At 60.5% G+C, this 17,575-nt stretch carries 21 protein-coding genes; 8 read left to right on the top strand and 13 right to left on the bottom strand.

Annotated features, from left to right (window positions below; genetic code table 11):
- Positions 1-95 precede the first annotated feature (95 nt).
- A complete protein-coding gene (locus ACS5Q1_RS22810) occupies positions 96-674 on the bottom strand; it encodes a sensor histidine kinase (RefSeq protein WP_473100319.1) in 579 nt (192 codons plus the stop codon).
- Between the two features lie 453 nt (positions 675-1,127).
- On the opposite strand from ACS5Q1_RS22810, the gene ACS5Q1_RS22805 reads away from it, so the two are divergent.
- Positions 1,128-1,304, top strand: a complete 177-nt coding sequence (locus ACS5Q1_RS22805; protein WP_473100318.1) for a CsbD family protein — start codon at positions 1,128-1,130, stop codon at positions 1,302-1,304.
- A 42-nt stretch (positions 1,305-1,346) separates the two neighbouring features.
- On the opposite strand, the gene ACS5Q1_RS22800 is transcribed toward ACS5Q1_RS22805, so the two are convergent.
- From ACS5Q1_RS22800 to ACS5Q1_RS22790, 3 genes are read right to left on the bottom strand one after another with little or no spacing between them, the layout of a single operon-like run.
- Positions 1,347-1,577, bottom strand: coding sequence for a sulfurtransferase TusA family protein (locus tag ACS5Q1_RS22800; RefSeq protein WP_473100317.1), 231 nt, complete (start codon positions 1,575-1,577; stop codon positions 1,347-1,349).
- Complete coding sequence (mobA, locus tag ACS5Q1_RS22795) at positions 1,574-2,200, bottom strand: molybdenum cofactor guanylyltransferase MobA (protein ID WP_473100316.1); 627 nt, start codon at positions 2,198-2,200, stop codon at positions 1,574-1,576. Before mobA ends, ACS5Q1_RS22800 begins: the two co-directional genes overlap by 4 nt.
- An 11-nt stretch (positions 2,201-2,211) precedes the next feature.
- Entirely contained in the window at positions 2,212-3,339 is a 1,128-nt protein-coding gene (locus ACS5Q1_RS22790; RefSeq protein ID WP_473100315.1) for an Mrp/NBP35 family ATP-binding protein, read from the bottom strand.
- A gap of 215 nt (positions 3,340-3,554) precedes the next feature.
- Between ACS5Q1_RS22790 and ACS5Q1_RS22785 the strand changes: the two genes are divergently transcribed.
- From ACS5Q1_RS22785 to ACS5Q1_RS22765, 5 genes are all read left to right on the top strand, one after another.
- On the top strand, positions 3,555-4,058 hold the full coding sequence (locus tag ACS5Q1_RS22785) for a pyridoxamine 5'-phosphate oxidase family protein (RefSeq protein ID WP_473100314.1): 504 nt from the start codon (positions 3,555-3,557) through the stop codon (positions 4,056-4,058).
- Between the two features lie 175 nt (positions 4,059-4,233).
- Positions 4,234-5,499 carry a PQQ-dependent sugar dehydrogenase gene (locus ACS5Q1_RS22780; protein ID WP_473100313.1) on the top strand — a complete coding sequence of 422 codons (1,266 nt, stop codon included), beginning with the start codon at positions 4,234-4,236 and terminating at the stop codon, positions 5,497-5,499.
- A gap of 55 nt (positions 5,500-5,554) precedes the next feature.
- On the top strand, positions 5,555-5,884 hold the full coding sequence (locus ACS5Q1_RS22775; protein WP_203442857.1) for a c-type cytochrome: 330 nt from the start codon (positions 5,555-5,557) through the stop codon (positions 5,882-5,884).
- A 91-nt stretch (positions 5,885-5,975) separates the two neighbouring features.
- Positions 5,976-7,268, top strand: a complete 1,293-nt coding sequence (pncB, locus tag ACS5Q1_RS22770; RefSeq protein ID WP_203442858.1) for a nicotinate phosphoribosyltransferase — start codon at positions 5,976-5,978, stop codon at positions 7,266-7,268.
- Between the two features lie 5 nt (positions 7,269-7,273).
- Complete coding sequence (locus ACS5Q1_RS22765) at positions 7,274-8,038, top strand: LamB/YcsF family protein (RefSeq protein ID WP_473100312.1); 765 nt, start codon at positions 7,274-7,276, stop codon at positions 8,036-8,038.
- A 282-nt stretch (positions 8,039-8,320) separates the two neighbouring features.
- Here the strand turns inward: ACS5Q1_RS22765 and ACS5Q1_RS22760 are convergent, their stop codons facing one another.
- From ACS5Q1_RS22760 to ACS5Q1_RS22750, 3 genes are all read right to left on the bottom strand, one after another.
- Positions 8,321-9,394 carry a hypothetical protein gene (locus ACS5Q1_RS22760; protein WP_473100311.1) on the bottom strand — a complete coding sequence of 358 codons (1,074 nt, stop codon included), beginning with the start codon at positions 9,392-9,394 and terminating at the stop codon, positions 8,321-8,323.
- Between the two features lie 181 nt (positions 9,395-9,575).
- The gene (locus ACS5Q1_RS22755; RefSeq protein WP_473100310.1) at positions 9,576-10,460 is read right to left on the bottom strand and encodes an alpha/beta fold hydrolase; all 885 of its coding nucleotides are present in this window, start codon (positions 10,458-10,460) and stop codon (positions 9,576-9,578) included.
- A gap of 31 nt (positions 10,461-10,491) precedes the next feature.
- Complete coding sequence (locus ACS5Q1_RS22750) at positions 10,492-11,019, bottom strand: YcbK family protein (RefSeq protein ID WP_473100309.1); 528 nt, start codon at positions 11,017-11,019, stop codon at positions 10,492-10,494.
- Positions 11,020-11,344: 325 nt separating this feature from the next.
- Here ACS5Q1_RS22750 and ACS5Q1_RS22745 point away from each other — a divergent pair, with 325 nt between their 5' ends.
- Positions 11,345-11,782 (top strand): DUF4112 domain-containing protein, encoded by a 438-nt coding sequence (locus ACS5Q1_RS22745; RefSeq protein WP_473100308.1) that lies wholly within the window; start codon positions 11,345-11,347, stop codon positions 11,780-11,782.
- Positions 11,782-12,168, top strand: coding sequence for a hypothetical protein (locus ACS5Q1_RS22740; RefSeq protein ID WP_473100307.1), 387 nt, complete (start codon positions 11,782-11,784; stop codon positions 12,166-12,168). The genes ACS5Q1_RS22745 and ACS5Q1_RS22740 overlap by 1 nt, the downstream gene beginning before the upstream one ends.
- Before the next feature lie 193 nt (positions 12,169-12,361).
- Here the strand turns inward: ACS5Q1_RS22740 and ACS5Q1_RS22735 are convergent, their stop codons facing one another.
- The 6 genes from ACS5Q1_RS22735 to ACS5Q1_RS22710 form a co-directional block, all read right to left on the bottom strand.
- Positions 12,362-13,171 (bottom strand): ABC transporter ATP-binding protein, encoded by an 810-nt coding sequence (locus ACS5Q1_RS22735; RefSeq protein WP_473100306.1) that lies wholly within the window; start codon positions 13,169-13,171, stop codon positions 12,362-12,364.
- Complete coding sequence (locus ACS5Q1_RS22730) at positions 13,164-13,889, bottom strand: ABC transporter permease (RefSeq protein WP_473100305.1); 726 nt, start codon at positions 13,887-13,889, stop codon at positions 13,164-13,166. Before ACS5Q1_RS22730 ends, ACS5Q1_RS22735 begins: the two co-directional genes overlap by 8 nt.
- The gene (locus tag ACS5Q1_RS22725) at positions 13,889-14,611 is read right to left on the bottom strand and encodes an ABC transporter permease (protein ID WP_473100304.1); all 723 of its coding nucleotides are present in this window, start codon (positions 14,609-14,611) and stop codon (positions 13,889-13,891) included. The genes ACS5Q1_RS22730 and ACS5Q1_RS22725 overlap by 1 nt, the downstream gene beginning before the upstream one ends.
- A gap of 132 nt (positions 14,612-14,743) precedes the next feature.
- Positions 14,744-15,589 carry a lysine/arginine/ornithine ABC transporter substrate-binding protein gene (locus ACS5Q1_RS22720; protein WP_473100303.1) on the bottom strand — a complete coding sequence of 282 codons (846 nt, stop codon included), beginning with the start codon at positions 15,587-15,589 and terminating at the stop codon, positions 14,744-14,746.
- Positions 15,590-15,809: 220 nt separating this feature from the next.
- A complete protein-coding gene (locus ACS5Q1_RS22715) occupies positions 15,810-16,655 on the bottom strand; it encodes a lysine/arginine/ornithine ABC transporter substrate-binding protein (RefSeq protein ID WP_473100302.1) in 846 nt (281 codons plus the stop codon).
- 125 nt (positions 16,656-16,780) lie between these two features.
- A complete protein-coding gene (locus ACS5Q1_RS22710; RefSeq protein ID WP_473100301.1) occupies positions 16,781-17,479 on the bottom strand; it encodes a fumarylacetoacetate hydrolase family protein in 699 nt (232 codons plus the stop codon).
- Positions 17,480-17,575 lie beyond the last annotated feature (96 nt).

The raw sequence follows: 17,575 nt of genomic DNA, 5'->3' as shown, positions 1-17,575 counted from the left end.
CGCCGCTCCTCCATCTGCTCGGATGTTAGATGCGTCGGCCGCCAAACGTCGTCATCCATCGCGCGCCTCCTCATGAGGATCGACATCACCCTATGTTACACCACCTCCGTGAAGATCATTAAGCCGGTGCCGGGCAGCTTTTTCGCATTCTGGCCGCGGAAGAAGGGTTGCATGATGAAAGGCAGGTCTCGTTCCGGGATACCGATGCCCTGATCCCTGACGACGATCCGGATCATGCCGGATCTCTTGCGGGTGGTGACATCGATCGGCTGGTCCGTCCGGGAATATTTCATGGCATTCGAGAGAATAATGACGAGAGCCTGCTCCAGCAGGATCGGGTCGCCGATGACGATCTCCGGCAATCCGCGAATCTGGATCTGGAAGGGGCGGTTGGGTTCCTGCCCGCCTTGTTCCCTGCAGACCCGGCGGACGAGTTCATCCGGGTTGAACTCGCTTGGGTTGAGTACGATTCCGCCGGCCGTGGCCCTTGTATAGGACAGGATCGTTTCGATCAGCTCGTCGAGGCGCAGACTGGCCCGCCAGATCTTCTCGGCTTTCGCCCGAATATCGTTGGTGCCCAGTCGATCGGCTCGCCTGATCAAGCCTTGGGCCAAGGCATTGATTGTGGAGAGAGGCGTTCTCAGTTGATGCGCCAGGAGGGCGACGCGATCCAATGGGTGAGCCGAGTTCCTCCCCGTTGTACGACGGGTCGCACGGTGGGGAGGCCTCAATGATGGCCGGGGAGGACGTCGAGTGGCTGCGGGCACGGACGCGATACCTATATAACTTTATAACGTTTAAAGTCTGGATTGATCCGAATTAGTGCACCCGAAGCCGTTGTCCATCCCCTTCCTTAGTGGATGGATAGAAACATAGCCTTACGCAGAAGAATGTTGTTGGGTTGGGAAATGGAAATATTCCGATGTAATTATCGCGGAAATAAATACTCTAAACGAAAACTGATGTAATAAATAAGCAAATTGGATACTATCGATCTAAATTTCTTTCATTGAATAGTCAGGTCTCTTCGGTTCCAACTATAGTTGTCGTTGTGGTTGCAATTTATTTAAAATCGACTGCGCGGGAAAGCGTTGCCCTATCTGGATATCGACTTCAGGAGAAACATCATGGATCATGACCGTGCCGAAGGCAGCATGAAGAACATGAAGGGCCGCCTCAAGGAAGGCCTTGGCAAGGCCCTGGGCGGCTCGAAGATGGAAGCCGAAGGCAAGATGGAGAAGACCGAGGGCAAGGTCCAGAACACCATCGGCGGAATCAAGGATTCGCTCCGCAAAAATCCTTGATTGTGGCGCACGAAAAAGGGGCCCGGCGTGAGCCGGGCCTTTTCACATGGGATTGTCCGCCTTGCGGATCAGGAAGCTTATTCTTGAAGCTTCCTGTTTTTGCTCTTCGAGAACATCGCCTGTTTCGCGGATCAGATTGGGAACGTCGATGCCCGCCAGCGGATCCGTGCAGATGACACGCAGTCTTGCGCCGGGAGACATAGAGAGCAGGGCTTTTCGCGTGCGCAAAACCGGCAGCGGGCACTTCAGGCCGGATAGATCGAGTTCTGTCATCGCATTCGTTCCCGCTGCGCCAAAACATTCGCCGTGGCTAGATCGTCCGGCGTGTTGATGTTGAAGAAAGGATCGACCGGCTCGATGGGCCAGGAGGCTTCGGCATATCCATGGAGTCTCGTCCACTCCCTCACACTGCGGATGCCGTCGTCCAGGAGCGCCTGACGTAGATCGTGCCGCAGAGACACAGGCCAGAGGCCGACAGCGAAATGAACCTGCGAGCCCGATGCCGCACAGGCGAGTGACCGTCCGGTTTCATGGCGCGTATCATGCAACCGCTGCACCAAGTCATGCGGAATGAAAGGTGTATCTCCCGGAATGCTAACGACCCATTCGATATCGGGGCGATGTGCGGCGCTCCATTCGAGAGCTGTCAGGATACCGGCCAACGGTCCCGGATAACCAGCCATCGAATCCGGCACGACGGGGAAGCGCATATTCTCGAAGCGGAAGAGATCGCTGTTCGCGTTGACGATGATGCTGTCGCATTGCGGAGCGAGACGCTGCGCCACGTGCTCGAGAAGCGTGAGCCCCTCAAGGACGAGCAGAGGCTTATCGCCTCCGCCCATGCGCCGCGAAAGACCGCCCGCGAGAATGACGCCGAGGGTAGGGGGCATCATCATGCCGAGCCTGCTCACTCGATCACGATGCGCGGCGCCGGCTTTGCAGCCGCACCACCTGAAAGCGATGTCCACACCTGCTGCGCCATATCCTTATAGATCCTGGCATGCGGCCCTTCCGGATCAGCGACCACGACCGGCCGACCGGCATCCGACAATTCGCGGATCGTCATGTTGAGCGGGACTTCACCGAGGAAGGGGACCTCCAGGCGCCTGGCCTCCTCACGCGCGCCGCCATGTCCGAAGATGTGGGAGCTCTGGCCGCAATGCGGGCAGATGAACGTCGCCATGTTCTCGACGATGCCGAGGATCGGAATCTCCACCCGCTTGAACATGGAGACGCCGCGTCGCGCATCGATGAGAGCGAGATCCTGCGGCGTCGACACGATTACGGCGCCGGCGAGCGGTGTGGCCTGCGCCATAGTGAGTTGCGCATCGCCCGTGCCGGGCGGCATGTCGACCACGAGCACGTCGAGATCGCCCCAGGCCACCTCGCGCAGCATCTGAGTGATCGCCGACATCACCATCGGTCCGCGCCAGATCATCGCGGCTTCCTCTTCCACAAGGAAGCCGATGGACATGACCTTGATGCCGTAGGATTCCATGGGCTCCAGAACGCGGTTCTCGAGCACGCGCGGCTTGCCGTGAATGCCGAGAAGCTTCGGCATGGACGGGCCGTAGATGTCCGCATCGAGCAGGCCGACCTTCAGTCCCAATACCTTCAGCCCGAGGGCCAGGTTGGCGGCGGTGGTCGACTTGCCGACGCCGCCTTTTCCGGATGCGACAGCGATGACATGCTGCACGCCGGGAATGCGCTGGTTCTTGGGCTGGGCCGCTGCCCGGGCCCGCTGAGGCGCGGCCGGGGAGGGGGCGGATGCCCCGGAGCCGGCAGGCCGGTCGGCGGTGAGGCTGGCAAAGACGCCCTTCACTGCCGGCAGGCCCTGTACTGCCGCGACGGCGGCCTGGCGCACCTGTTCCATGCTTGCGGCTTCGGATGGTTCAATGGTGATCGAGAACATGACCCGGCCGGCATTGTCCACCACTACGTCCGACAGGCGCCCGGAGGCGACGAGGTTGGTTCCGCTTGCATCAACCGGAACGGTGGACAGAGCCTGCAGCACGTGCTCACGGGTAATTGCCACGATGTAGTCTCCTGATGGCTCCGAGGTTTCCGCCTCTCATGTATAGGGCAAGTGCCTGCACGTTAAGACGTTCCGGCGAGTCGGAAGCAATATCCCGAACAAAACTGCACCCTGTCCGTTGTTCACCCGATCCCTCGGGTGCCGGTTTGATCGGCCGAGCTACTGCCTTCGCAGATCATTCCCGAGAGCCTAGCAAAATGAATGAGGAGACAAGGATGCATCAACACGGCCATAACGATCCGAATGCCGGGAAACTCTATGAGCTGATCAAGGACGTGAAGATCGCCATGATGACCACCGTCGATACGGACGGGACTCTTCACAGCAGGCCCATGCACAACCACGAGGCGGATGAGCATGGGGACCTCTGGTTCTTCACCCAGATCCAGTCACCCAAAACGGCCGAACTCTCCCGCGACAATGAGGTCAACCTGGCCTATTCGGATCCGAGCAGCCAGACCTATGTGTCGGTGACCGGCAGGGCCGAGATCGTGCGCGACAAAGCAACGATTGAGGAGAAGTGGTCTGAGCCCCTGCGTGCGTGGTTCCCGAAAGGTGTGAACGATCCGCAAATCGCCCTGATCCGCGTTCATCCGGCCAAGGGTGAGTACTGGGACAGCCCGTCCTCGACGCTGGTGCATCTCTACGGCTACGCGAAGGCCGCCATCACCGGCCACCAGCCCGATCCCGGCGATCAGGCGAAGGTCGATCTAAGCTGAATTTTCGCTGCAACGCGAAATATTTCGGGGCCGTACGCGGCCCCTTTTCTTTGGCTCAATTTCATCTACCTTTACGTCACAAGCTTGAGTATGTTCGAGAGATAAAAATAGTCCGGGAAAAACCGTTCGGCATTCATAAGAACAATCTATCGGGGGCAGTCTTAGGGAGGAAACAATGAAGTCCGTCCTGCTTGCCGCAGTTTCGATTGTTGCTCTTGCGTCCTCGAGTTTCGCTCAGCCTGCAACCCAGACGCCAACCGGCAATCTGGAAAAGCTCTCATCATTCCAAAGCACCGGAACCGCCGAGCCGCGGCCCATCGCACAGGAAGGGCGCCGTGCCGATGCCATCCGGAAGAACCTCGAGAAGATTCAGCTTCCGGCCGGATTCAAGATCGATCTCTATGCGATCGTGCCTGATGCTCGCCACATGGCCGTCGGTCCTAATGCCGGTGTGGTCTTTGTCGGTACCCGCAAGAGCAATGTCTATGCCGTCACGGACCGTGACAAGGATCGGATCGCCGATGAGGTCAAGCAGTTCGCACCATCGGTTTCGTTCAAGATCCCGAATGGCGTCTGCTTCTCGCGTGACGGCGTTCTCTACGTGGCGGAGCAGAACCGGGTGCTGCAGTTCCCGGCCGCCGAGTTCTTCTATGAAGGGCCGGATGTCGCGGCTTTCGTCGTAGCCAAGCAGGGCGATCTCATTCCGCCGACGGAGGAGAGTTACAACCACACGGCCCGCGTGTGTCGGATCGGAGCCGACAACAAGCTCTACATCGCGCTTGGCCAACCCTTCAACGTGCCGCCGAAAGACAAGCTGGATCTCTACAAGCGGACCGGCATTGCCGGCATCGTCCGCATGGATCAGGACGGCAAGAATCGCGAGGTCTATGCGACCGGCATTCGCAACTCCGTCGGCATGGATTTCAACCCGGCCGACAAGTCGCTGTGGTTCACCGACAACCAGGTCGATGGCATGGGCGATGATCAGCCTCCGGGGGAGATCAACCGCGTCGCCAATATGGGACAGAATTTCGGCTTTCCCTATTACGGCGGCGGCACCGTCCGCACTGTCGAGTACAAGGACGATCCGGTTCCGGCGGGCGTCGTCGGACCTCAGGCTGAAATGGATCCACATGCGGCCGATCTCGGCATGATGTTCTACACCGGCAAGATGTTTCCACAGACCTATCAGGGCGGCATCTTCTCGGCGCAGCACGGCTCCTGGAACCGCACCAAGCCGGTCGGTGCGCGGGTCATGTTCACCCCAGTCAAGCCGGACGGCACGGCGGACAAGACGCAGGTCTTCGCGGAAGGATGGCTCACGGAAAACGGGGAATATCTCGGACGCCCGGTCGATGTCGCCATGCTGCCTGACGGGTCGCTGCTCGTCGCCGACGATACGGCGGGTGCGATCTATCGCATCTCCTACGAAGGCCGGTAAGCACCGTCCGACGGGCGTGCCGCAAGGCGCGCCCGTCCTCTCTGGAAAGTCAATTATGAAGATGATCCATATCCTCGCCCTGACGGGGCTGGTCCTGGGCGGCTTTGCTTCCGATCCAACCTATGCCGGAGATGCCAGGGCAGGGCGCCAGAAGATCACCACGTGTCAGGCCTGTCACGGGCTCGATGGTCTTTCGAAGAATCCGGAATCGCCCAATCTGGCTGGGCAGATCGAAAGTTACCTCACCAGGAGCTTACAGGCTTACCGTTCGGGCGAGCGCAAGAACGATGCTATGAACATAGTTGCGAAGGAGCTGTCCGACGAGGATATCGCCGATGTGTCGGCTTACTATGCCTCGATCCAGGTTGATGTCCTGCCGCCCTGAAAGGCCTATGAAAGTCTTGTAGCCGGCACTCTTTCATCCCGGACGCCCCTTCGCTATTGTCTCGCCTCCTTTGAGTGGCAAGGAGCAGGCGATGGCGGACATCGCAACCCGGGTCTACAACCATACCTGGAAGATCGATCCGATCGTCCGGTCCGTTCTGGATACGGATTTCTACAAGCTTCTGATGGCGCAGACGATCTTTCGCCGCCACCGGGACGTGCAGGTCACATTCGGCATTCACAACCGCACCACCCGCATCCGCTTGGCGGACATCATCGATGCCGGCGAATTGCGTGAGCAGCTTGACCATGTGCGCAGCCTGTCGCTGACGCGGGGCGAGTCCACCTGGCTGCGCGGCAATACCTTCTACGGTAAGCGGCAGATGTTCTCGCCGGAATTCATGGACTGGCTCGAGACCTTCCGCTTCCCGGAATATCTGCTCGAGAAAGAGGGGGGCCAGTATGTGCTGACCTTCCACGGTCCCTGGATCGAAACCACCATGTGGGAGATCCCGGCGCTCGCGATTCTCAACGAGTTACGTTCGCGCGGCGTGCTCAAGGGGATGGCGAAGTTCGAGCTTCAGGTGCTCTATGCCCGCGCTATGACACGGGTCTGGGAGAAGATCCAGCGGCTCAAGCAGCTGCCCGACCTGTCCATCTCCGATTTCGGCACGCGGCGGCGTCATGGCTTTCTCTGGCAGGACTGGTGCGTGCAGGCGATGATCGAGGGCTTAGGCTCATCCTTCCTCGGCACATCCAACTGTCTCATCGCGATGCGCCGTGAGGTTGAGGCCGTGGGTACGAATGCCCATGAACTGCCCATGGTCTATGCGGCGCTGACCGACAGCGACGAGGAGCTGGCCAAGGCGCCATATCATGTGCTGGCCGACTGGCAGCAGGATTACGAGGGCAATCTGCGGATCATTCTGCCCGATACCTACGGCACCACGAACTTCCTGCAGAACGCGCCTGATTGGGTGGCGTCGTGGACTGGTATCCGGGTGGATTCGAAGGATCCGATCGAAGGTGGCGAGGAAGCCATCGAGTGGTGGCATCGGCGCGGGCAGAATCCGAAGGAGAAGCTGGCGATCTTCTCCGACGGTCTCGACGTGGATGTGATCGAGCGCATCCACCAGCATTTCCGCGGCCGCATGCGCATCGGCTATGGCTGGGGAACGTTGCTCACGAACGACTTCCGTGGCCTTGCTCCGGATGGAGCGCTCGACCCGATCTCGATTGTCTGCAAGGTCATCTCGGCCGATGGGCGACCGACGGTGAAACTTTCCGACAATCCGACGAAGGCTATGGGGCCGAAGGTGGAAATCGAACGCTACAAGCGCATATTCCATGTGGGGCAGCAAACGGCCCAACCTGTTCTGGTATGACGACCATGATGATCGATCTCAATTGCGATATGGGTGAAGGCTTCGGTCCCTGGCCGATGGGAGACGACGAGGCGATGCTCGACATCGTCTCCTCCGCCAACATCGCCTGCGGCTATCACGCGGGCGACCCGTCCATCATGTTTCGCACGGCGGAGATCGCGAAGCGCAAAGGCGTCGCCATTGGCGCGCACCCGGGCTTCAACGATCTGCACGGCTTCGGCCGCCGCGTGATCCGCGGCGACTCTCCGGCGGAAATCGAGCGCATGGTCGCCTACCAGATCGGCGCGATGCAGGCCGTAGCGTCTCTTGCCGGGCATAAGGTCACCTACGTGAAGGCGCATGGTTCGCTCAACAACATGGCGAACGAGGACATGGATCTCGCGCTAGCCATCGCACGTGCCATCAAGAGCGTCGATGCAAGCCTCATCAATGTCTGCATGCCCGGCCTATTGATGGAAAAAGCGTCCGAGCAAATTGGCGTGAAGGTGGCGCGCGAGTTTTTTGCTGATCGCACCTATGAGGATGACGGTACGCTGACGAGCCGCAAGAAGCCGGGCTCCGTCTTGCACGATGCCGATGCTGCCGCCGAGCGCGTGCTGCGCGCCGTGCAGGACAGGGCAGTGACGACGACCTCAGGTAAGCGCATTCCCGTCGAGTTCGACACGATCTGCGTGCACGGCGACGAACCGAGCGCCGTCGCCATGGCCCGCACGGTTCGTGCGAAGCTGGAGGAGAACGGCATCACCATCGCGCCATTTGCAGCACGGTAAGGTCTCAGGATCAAGGATCGCCATCAGCTCCTTGAATGAAAGCCGAGCTCGCGCACTAAAAAGCAGGTGAGTTCCAAGTCGTTTTTATGAATGCCTTTGGAAGCATCGGTCAGGAAGTGTGGATGTATTTACTTGGCAATTCTGTGTAGGCTATTGGAGAAATTGACAGCGTCATGGAGCGAAAGGCCCCCGCTCCATGACAGTCGTAGGTCCTGCTAGAGTCACTTTGATAAGATGAGCCAACGCCAGTCGCAGAAAGTTTTGATTCTAAGTTGGCTCGTTTCAAAAGAACGGGCTCAGATCCTTGAGAGCGATCACATGCATCCCACCCTTGGCGCCGTTCGCACCGGCTGTTCCATCGCCGAGATTTACGGGTGAGGGAAAACCACCTGGAGATCCAGGACCTGAGGGACCGCGCCAGCCATTCCGACCTGCGCCAGCACCGCCATTCCCCGGTGTTCCAGGTGCGCCGCCCCTGCCGCTGATTCCTCCCAGACCACCTTGGTTGTTGACACGAGAGTAGCTGAAGGTATCTGCCCCTCGTGGGAGCGACACAAAGATGATCTCCCCTCCGTCACCTCCCGGACCACCATCGCCACCGCGCCCTCCCATACCGGCTATACCGCCATTGCCGCCGGGACCAGGTCCTTCTTTGCAATCGACGAGGCTGGTGGCACCTTCCTTACCATTCCCGGCGTGACCGCCATCGCCACCGCGGCCACCGGAGCCCCCCGTACCTCCATCGATACCGCGTGCAAGGACAGCAAGATTAAGAAGGCCTGCCGGGATCTCCTGGTTCTTATCGTCTAGTAGCCGTTCTGCGATGATGTAGATGGTTGGCAGTTGCAGGCGTTCGCCCACTCCGCCATTCCCGCCTGTGCCGCCCGGATGCCCGTCGTTCCCTCTGCGGTTGGTTTCGCCGAAGTCATCCGCGCCTCGTTGCCCTGTATTGCCGGTACGGCCAGCAGCCCCGCTGCGAACATTCATATCTCGTTCGATGAAAGAATAATTGAGCGGGTCTCGGAATTTAATTCGTCTTGCAACGATTGCTACCCAGGGGGATCTAAGGTTCGTGAACACCAGTCGAGATCCTGTATCAAAAACGATCTCGTCGGCTTTTATGATTTGTTGCCCAAATGACTCGTTTCCCGTGATCGGGATCACCTCCCTGATATTCGGTGCTGCTTTGATGGCGTCGGCCACCGTCCTAGGGACCTCGGGTGTCAATGTATTCGCATATGCGGAGAGATCTCTCCTGACGACCACCGAAGTCCCCCTGTCTAGAAGCAATTCCTGCGCCTGGGGTGAAAAGCTGGAAGCAAGGAACAGACTGGCTCCCATAAGAAACCTGTACATGGGCGTTTCCTCAACCTAAAGCGGTATATGCCGCCAAATACAATTTTAGGTTTAAGATTTTTCAGCGGACAACTGCCCTTAAGAGACTGCTGTCTATCCCGAAGAATGAGAGCTGGTCGGGTTGCGGAGGACTGAGGTTAGACGTTCTGCTTCCTGAGCTTGCTATTGCTAACTTTCAAGCTCACTCGCGCCCCGTTCCAAAATGAACCTTCCTGAGGAAAGGCTCCAAAGCCGCCAGCGTTTCCTCCGGCGCTTCCTCGGCAAGGTAATGTCCACAGTCGATGCTGTGGCCTTCCACATGGTCGGCCCAGTCGCGCCACACGGCCGGCACGTCGTACCAGCGGTCGAGGCCGTTCTTCTGGCCCCAGAGCGCCTGCACGGGGCATGCAATGCGGCGGCCGGCCTTCTGGTCATCTTCATCAAGGCGCATATCGATGGTGGCGCCGGCGCGGTAATCCTCGCACATCGCGTGGACCGTCTCAGGATCGGTGTAACAGCGGCGGTATTCGGCAAGCGCCGCTTCATCGAAGAGCGAGCGGCCTCGACGCAGATAAAACACGTCCGGATCCGACGCGATCAGACGCTCGGGGATGGGATACGGTTGGGCGAGGAAGAACCAGTGCCAGTAGCCCATGGCGAAGGCCATGTCCGTGCGCTGGAAATGTTCTGCGGTGGGAATGATGTCGAGAACTGAGAGCGAGACGATCCGCTCCGGGTGATCGAGCGCCATGCGATAGGCGCAGCGCCCGCCACGGTCATGGCCGACGACGGCGAAGCGCTCGAAGCCGAGAGCCTGCATCGCCTCGACCTGATCGCGTGCCATTGCCCGCTTGGAATAGGGTTCATGATCTTCTGTCGTTGGAGGCTTGGAACTGTCGCCGTAGCCGCGCAGGTCTGCGCAGACCACCGTGTAGGTTTCGGCGAGCTTCGGTGCCACCTTGTGCCACATCACATGGGTCTGCGGATGCCCGTGCAGCAGAAGGACGGGCGGTCCGCTTCCGCCATGGTGGAGGTTGATGACGGCGCCGGAGGTTTCGATTTGGCGATGCGTGAAATTATCGAACATCCTGATGTTGTACCGGGGATGGTGTGGATCGTCACCAGGAGCGGCGCTCGCCATTGTCGATATGGATGATGCCGTTTCGATAGATCTTGAGACCGCCGACCTGGGGATGCGCCCGCAAATAGGCCATGACGCCCCGCGCGCGGGCGCGCACGCGAAAGTCGATGGCGCGGCAGGAGAGGTGCAGGGAGTAGCGAGCGCCGCCGGCACGCCAGTTGCGTCCCCTGGTCCGGTGGGTGGACTCGACACTGACGGGTCCGAATTTTTCTGCGACCGATGCCACGACGTCGCGCAGATTCCCGGGGGTGCAATTGGTCGGAGCGCTCGCGCGTAAGGTGATCGTTCCTTCCGACACCAACGAGGCGAAGCCGGAGAGAGTTTTGGCGCTCGGCAGGCTTCCGGTGATTTCGGGATCCTTAAGCTGATCGTCGGAAGGCAAGCTGGCATATTGCGTCGGAGGAATGACCCCTCCATCTCCACCGGCCTTGAGCGCAGCCGGTGAGAGACCCAACAGAAACACACCTATCATAGACATATGGCGAACTCGGGCGTCAGTGCTCATCGGGTTCTCCCGTTCTGAGCCCCCACAAAGTCACTGCCGCCGAATGGTCCTCCCAACGGCACCCGCTGCTTGTCGCTCAATAACTGACGGTTGAGTGCGCAACGTTAGGCATGGCTACCTAAGGTAAGCTTGACCATAGGCAAGAACACCTAATCCATCGGGGATCGTACCCGGCTGGCAAAGCTTTATTTTGCAAGGAATCCTATGAGAGGAAATTTTGGGTGAGTTATGACATAACAAGCTTCCGATCTTGCAGAACCTTGTCTGAATTCACACATCAAAGACCGTTGTGCCAATCATCGGGATTGGCCCCTCGGAGACAGGAATGAACACTGCCCGTAGCGCCGTTTTCGACGCTATCAAGACCGCAGGCCCGACCAAGGTCGATGCGATCGCACGCGTCACGCTCGTCGCCAAAATGCTGGACAGCGCCGTGCTGATTCCCGGCCTGAACCGGCGCGTCGGCTTTGATGCCGTGCTCGGCCTCGTGCCGGGCGTCGGCGATGTGATTTCGGCGGCTCTCGCCAGCTACATCATCTGGGAGGCCCGTCAGCTCGGATTGCCGCGCTGGAAGATCGCGCGCATGATCGGCAATGTCGCGGTCGATACGGCCATCGGCGCGATTCCGTTCGCGGGCGACGTATTCGACGTCTTCTTCAAGGCCAATCAGCGCAATCTGCGGATCATTCACGAGCATCTGGGCACGCCCAGGCGCGGGCCGCGCGAGATCGACGGAACGGTCGTTCGGGTGGAGGAGCGCTAATGAAACGCCTCCTCTGGATTCTCGCCTGGATCGCCGTTGCGGTGTGGTCACTGTTCGCCTGGGGTGCCTACGGTCTGCTCGATTTCTTCGGTGGCATTGCAGCGCGCAATGCGGATATCGTCACCGGCCATCCCGAGACAGTCGAGTGGTTGTCCTGGGCTCTGATGACATTGCGAAGCCTCGGGCTTGGTGCCATCGTCGTGGTCTGGGGGGTGGTCTCGCTGGTGATCCTCGCCGTTCCGGCCGTGTTCGGCCTGTTCCTCGGCGGATTGAGGCGTGAGCCCTATGTCGACGACTGGCGCGGGCCGCGGATCGATCCCCGCTCGCCGGGGCCTTTCCTGCCGCGATCAGGACAGCATCCGATCCGGCGGATTGAAAAGCGATAAAGAGAAAAGAGCGAAGCGGCATCCGCTTCGCCCTTCATGTATCTGGCTCAAGTGAATCAAACGACGCGCGTGTCATCCCCGGCGAGCCGAAGGCGAGGGAAGGGGATCCATAGCGCTGAGCGTATCAGTGGAGTCCCTTCCTCTTCGCTGACGCTCCGGCCGGGAATGACGCCATCCTCGTATGATCGATGCTCTACCGATGGCTTGAGATGAACTGCTTGAAGCGCTCGGATTTCGGAGCGCCGAACACTGCCGCCGGCGGACCTTCCTCTTCGACCACGCCCTTGTGCAGGAACACGACCCGGTTCGACACGTCGCGGGCAAACCCCATTTCGTGCGTCACTACCAGCATGGTGCGGCCTTCCTCGGCGAGCGAGCGCATGACGCGCAGAACCTCACCGACGAGCTCTGGATCGAGTGCGGAGGTCGGTTCGTCGAACAGCATCACCTTGGGATGCATGGCGAGCGCCCGCGCAATCGCTGCGCGCTGCTGCTGGCCGCCGGAAAGGTGGGAAGGGTACTGATTGCGCTTGTCGACGATGCCGACCTTTTTCAGCAGCTCCTCGGCCTCAGCGATGCACTCGGCCTTTGGGCGCTTCTGCACATGCACGGGCGCTTCGATCACGTTCTCCAGGATCGTCATGTGAGACCAGAGATTGAAGCTCTGGAACACCATGGCGACGCGCGAGCGGATGCGGTCGACCTGACGCTGGTCTGCAGGCTCCATGCCCTTGCGGCCTTTCTTTAGGCCGATGGTCTCACCGCCGATGCGGATCTCGCCGGAATCCGGCACTTCCAGCATGTTGATGCAGCGGAGCATGGTCGACTTGCCAGAGCCGGAGGCGCCGAGGATCGAGATCACGTCGCCTTCCTTCGCGCTCAGCGACACGCCTTTGAGCACCTCGAGATTGCCGAAGCTCTTGCGCAGATTGTTGACGGAGACGGCGGGAGCAGCCTCGGCAGAGGCAGGTTGGATCGACAAGGATGCAACTCCATTAGACATGGGCGGCCTCCAGACGCGGCTCGATGGCCGGGGGGCGGCGCAGATGAGGCGAGAGCCACCATTCGATGGCCATGATGATGCGCGTGATGATGAAGTTGAGGATGAGGTAGATCAGGCCCGCGACGATGAAGACTTCAACCGCGCGGAACGTCTGCGAAATGAGTTTCGCGGCAAGTCCGGTCACTTCCATCATGGTGATGATGGAGGCAAGCGAGGTTGCCTTCACCATGAGAATGATCTCGCTGCCGTAAGCGGGGAGGGCTTGGCGAACTGCGATCGGGAAGACGATGCGGCGGAAGAGCAGGAAGCCCGACATGCCGCAGGCCCGCGCCGCCTCGACCTGATTGTGAGGCACGGATTGCAGGCCGCCGCGCATGATCTCGCTGGCATAGGCCGCGGTGTTGAGGGTGAGCGCCAGCACCGCGCACCAATAGGGCTCGCGGAAAAATGTCCAGAGACCCCATTCCTGCAGCGTCGGGCGAAACTGTCCTAGGCCGTAATAGATCAGGAAGATCTGCACGAGCAGCGGAGTGCCGCGGAACACGAAGACATAGGCCTGAGCCGGCCAGTCGAGTACCTTGATCCTCGACATGCGCATGAGCGCCAGGAGCATGGCGAAGACGGCGCCGAGCACGACGGACATGAAGGCGAGATTCAGCGTCAGCGGCACGCCACCCAGGAGCGTGAAGAAGCTGTCGCGCATGAAGGCGAAATCCATCAGGAAGCCCTCCGCATGCCACGCATCGAGTGGGTCTCCGCGCGCTGGAACATGTAGGTCGAAACCCAGGTGATGAGCAGGTAGAGAACCGCCGCCGTGATGTAGAAGTCGAACGGGCGGCGCGTGGAGCCCGCCGCGATGTGCGACTGGCGCAGCAGTTCGACGAGGCCCGTCACGGAGATCAGAGCCGATTCCTTCAGAACCAGCTGCCACGTGTTGCCGAGGCCCGGAATGGCATAGCGCAGGACCTGCGGAGCGATGATGCGACGGAACATCAGCCAGCGATGCATGCCGACCGACCGGGCAGCCTCGATCTCGCCGCGGCTCACGACCTGATAGGCGCCGCGGAAGACCTCGGCCTGATAGGCGCCCGACACGATGCCGATGGCCATGGCGCCGGTCGCGAACGCGGGCACGCCGATGAAGCCCTCGGCCCCGAACAGGCTGCCGATGGCGCCGAGCGCCGCGCTGCCGCCGAAATAGAAGAGATAGATCACGAGAAGATCGGGAATGCCGCGCAGGACGGTGGTGTAACCGTCCGCGAGACTCCGGATCACCAGGTTGCCTCCGATCTTCCCCCAGGCCACCAGGGTCCCGACAACGGAGCCCGCGAGGAAGCCGCATGTGGCGACGGCAATCGTCATCCCCGTCGCGGTGAGAAGGGCCCATCCCCATCCGTTGGGGCCGAACCCGACGAGCTCGAAATAGCTCAGCTGCTGCACGCTTCAACTTTCCTGAATAGGCTCACCTTTGGAAAAACCGAAGATGAGGCCGCCATCCGTCACATCCGGTACCGCCCATGCCGGCGCCCATCCGGCCCGAGCTCTCGCCAGGCTGGATGGGAGACGCTCTTGTCAGCTTTGCGGCGTCATGTCGACCTTGAACCACTTCTGCGTGAGCTTCGGAATGGTCCCGTCATCGACCGCAGCCTGAACGGCCTTGTCGAACATGGCCTTGAGTTCGGCGTCGTCCTTGCGCAGGCCGACGGCCACGCCGCGCCCGAGTACATCGCCGCTCACCCCACCACCGGCGATGACCATGTCCTTGAATTCCGGCTTTTCGGTCGTCGCCTTGAGCGAAGAATGGGCTGCGAAGATCGCATCGACGCGACCGGCGGAGAGGTCGAGATCATGCTGCTCCGTGGTCTTGTATTCACGGATGGTGATCGTGTCCTTGAGGTACTTTTCCAGGAATTGCGAGTTCACGGTCGAGCCCTGGACACCGATGGTCTTGCCCTTCAGGATCGGCTTCCATTCCTCGATCATCGCCTTCGACGCGGCAGCATCCTTGTCGAGGCTGAACCGCTTGCCCTCGCCGGCGAGCTTCGCCAGGGGCGAGTCCTTCATCACGCCCCAGCCGTGGAGGCCCGAGGCATAGGGACGGGAGAAGTTGATCGTCTCGAGGCGCTTGTCGGTGATGTTCATGCCGGCCATGATGGCATCGTACTTCTTCGCCTGAAGCGCCGGAATGATGCCGTCCCAGTCCTGAGCGACAATCTCGCACTTGACGTTCATGCGCTTGCACAGGTCGTTGGCGAGATCGATCTCAAAACCTTCGAGCTTGCCGCCCGCGCCCGTGAAGTTCCACGGGGCATAGGCGCCTTCCGTGGCAATCTTGACGGTCTTCTCCTGCGCCGTCGCTCCGCCGATGGCGAGCGTGGAGGCCAGGAGGCCAAGACCCAGAACTTTAAAGAGTTTCATCGTCATCCCTCTGGTCAGCTTCGACTGATCCTATTGTCGGATGAAGGCCCTCATGGACCTCCATCTCGCGCCCAGAAGCTAACATTCAAAAGCCAAGCCGGCGCAAGTCCTAAACATGCTGAATAAAGCGCCCAAGCTGGCGATTTCGGTCGCAATCGAGGTGGATCGATACAAAAAAGGCGCGGCCGAAGCCGCGCCTTGGATGTCCGATCCTACGGGATCAGGAACGGGGGGTGGTATCGATCTTGAACCACTTCTCGGACAGCTTCTTGACCGTGCCGTCCTTGATCGCGGCCTGGATCGCGTCCTCGAAGCTCTTCTTGAGCTCGGTCTCGCCCTTGCGCAGGCCGACGCCGACGCCAGCGCCGAGCATGCCACCGGTGATGGACGGGCCGACCAGGGTGTAGTCCTTGAACTCGGGCTTCTCAAGGGTGCCGATGATGGCGGTCGAGTCGGCCAGAACGGCGTCGATGCGGCCAGCGGCCAGATCGAGGTCATGGGCCTCGGTGGACTTGTACTCGCGGATCTCGGCCGTGCCCTTCAGGTACTTGTCGGCGAAGTTCGCGTGGATGGTCGAGCCCTGGACGCCGATGGTCTTGCCCTTCAGAACCGGCTTCAGGTCGGCGATCGCCTTCTCGGCGGCGGCCTGCTGAGTCGACAGATTGAAGGCCTGGCCCGTGCCGGGCATCTTGGCGAGCGGCGAGCTCTTCGCCACCAGGAAGCCGTTCGGGGAGTTGGCATAGGGACCGGCGAAGTCGATGGTCTTCTTGCGCTCGTCGGTGATGCTCATGCCGGCCATGATGGCATCATATTTCTTGGCAGTGAGCGCCGGGATGATGCCATCCCAGTCCTGAGCCACGATCTCGCAGGTGACGTTCATACGCTTGCACAGATCGTTGGCGAGGTCGATCTCGAAGCCTTCGAGCTTGCCGCCCGCGCCTGTGAAGTTCCACGGAGCATAGGCGCCCTCGGTGGCGATCTTTACCGTCTTCTGTTGGGCGGCCGCTCCGCCGATGGCGAGAGCCGAGCCGAGGAGAGCCAAGCCGACGGTCTTAACGAATTTCATAGTCGTTCCCTTGTTTGTGGGCCCCGGTTGCAGCTGAGGCCTGATTTAACCGCGGCCGTTCGGGCCGCGCCGTGACGCAGTAACAGCCAAACTTAGCAAAAAGGCAAGAGGTCGCCGGGCTGGCTTTACACAACCCGCAGCCTGATCTCACCGAGGCCCTCGATGGCGCCCACCATGGTCTGACCTTGCGTCACTGCACCCACTCCGTCCGGAGTTCCGGAGAGGATCACGTCGCCCGGGGCAAGCTCGAAATAGGCGGAGAGATAGGCGATCTGCTCAGCGACGGACCAGATCATGTCGAACAGATCCGCCTTCTGCTTCGTCGTTCCATCCACCGACAGGGAGATGGTCCCGCTCGCCGGATGGCCGATCTTTGACGCAGGGTGGAGCGGACCAACCGGGCCTGAGTGATCCGCCGCCTTGCCCAGTTCCCAGGGACGGCGCAGCTGCTTGGCTTCGTCCTGGAGGTCGCGGCGGGTCATGTCGAGGCCGACCGCATAGCCGAAGACGTGGTCGAGGGCCCGCTCGACGGGGATGTCCTTGCCGCCCTTGGCCAGCGCCACGACCATCTCGATCTCGAAATGGTAGTTCCCGGTCTTCGGCGGATAGGAATGATCCGCCGTTTCACCTTCCGGAACAGGCTGGAGAGCATCCGCCGGTTTCATGAAGAAGAAGGGCGGCTCGCGGGTCGGATCGCCGCCCATCTCCCGCGCATGGGCCGCATAGTTGCGGCCGACGCAATAGACGCGGCGGATCGGAAACAGGTCGGTGCTGCCGGCGACGGGGAGGGCGGGAATCGAAGGTGCGGGAATGACGTAGGCCATGGAAGCTCGCGATAGGTCGGCGAATAAGGTTCGAATGGCTCCTTCCTACACATTGGGAGGAGCACCACAAGCCGTCACCGTCAGGTTCGAGAGCCG

This window comes from Microvirga sp. GN3 (assembly GCF_055792825.1).
The sequence above is the reverse complement of the archived record's forward strand: the minus strand, read 5'-3'. Positions and strand labels throughout refer to the sequence as shown.

Bases quoted from the DNA above. Each gene is read 5' to 3' on its own strand.
- ACS5Q1_RS22805 (WP_473100318.1), top strand. From the start codon at position 1,128: ATGGATCATGACCGTGCCGAAGGCAGCATGAAGAACATGAAGGGCCGC.
- ACS5Q1_RS22800 (WP_473100317.1), bottom strand. From the start codon at position 1,577: ATGACAGAACTCGATCTATCCGGCCTGAAGTGCCCGCTGCCGGTTTTG.
- mobA (WP_473100316.1), bottom strand. From the start codon at position 2,200: ATGATGATGCCCCCTACCCTCGGCGTCATTCTCGCGGGCGGTCTTTCG.
- ACS5Q1_RS22785 (WP_473100314.1), top strand. From the start codon at position 3,555: ATGCATCAACACGGCCATAACGATCCGAATGCCGGGAAACTCTATGAG.
- ACS5Q1_RS22780 (WP_473100313.1), top strand. From the start codon at position 4,234: ATGAAGTCCGTCCTGCTTGCCGCAGTTTCGATTGTTGCTCTTGCGTCC.
- ACS5Q1_RS22775 (WP_203442857.1), top strand. From the start codon at position 5,555: ATGAAGATGATCCATATCCTCGCCCTGACGGGGCTGGTCCTGGGCGGC.
- pncB (WP_203442858.1), top strand. From the start codon at position 5,976: ATGGCGGACATCGCAACCCGGGTCTACAACCATACCTGGAAGATCGAT.
- ACS5Q1_RS22765 (WP_473100312.1), top strand. From the start codon at position 7,274: ATGATGATCGATCTCAATTGCGATATGGGTGAAGGCTTCGGTCCCTGG.
- ACS5Q1_RS22760 (WP_473100311.1), bottom strand. From the start codon at position 9,394: ATGTACAGGTTTCTTATGGGAGCCAGTCTGTTCCTTGCTTCCAGCTTT.
- ACS5Q1_RS22755 (WP_473100310.1), bottom strand. From the start codon at position 10,460: ATGTTCGATAATTTCACGCATCGCCAAATCGAAACCTCCGGCGCCGTC.
- ACS5Q1_RS22750 (WP_473100309.1), bottom strand. From the start codon at position 11,019: ATGAGCACTGACGCCCGAGTTCGCCATATGTCTATGATAGGTGTGTTT.
- ACS5Q1_RS22745 (WP_473100308.1), top strand. From the start codon at position 11,345: ATGAACACTGCCCGTAGCGCCGTTTTCGACGCTATCAAGACCGCAGGC.
- ACS5Q1_RS22740 (WP_473100307.1), top strand. From the start codon at position 11,782: ATGAAACGCCTCCTCTGGATTCTCGCCTGGATCGCCGTTGCGGTGTGG.
- ACS5Q1_RS22735 (WP_473100306.1), bottom strand. From the start codon at position 13,171: ATGTCTAATGGAGTTGCATCCTTGTCGATCCAACCTGCCTCTGCCGAG.
- ACS5Q1_RS22730 (WP_473100305.1), bottom strand. From the start codon at position 13,889: ATGGATTTCGCCTTCATGCGCGACAGCTTCTTCACGCTCCTGGGTGGC.
- ACS5Q1_RS22720 (WP_473100303.1), bottom strand. From the start codon at position 15,589: ATGAAACTCTTTAAAGTTCTGGGTCTTGGCCTCCTGGCCTCCACGCTC.
- ACS5Q1_RS22715 (WP_473100302.1), bottom strand. From the start codon at position 16,655: ATGAAATTCGTTAAGACCGTCGGCTTGGCTCTCCTCGGCTCGGCTCTC.
- ACS5Q1_RS22710 (WP_473100301.1), bottom strand. From the start codon at position 17,479: ATGGCCTACGTCATTCCCGCACCTTCGATTCCCGCCCTCCCCGTCGCC.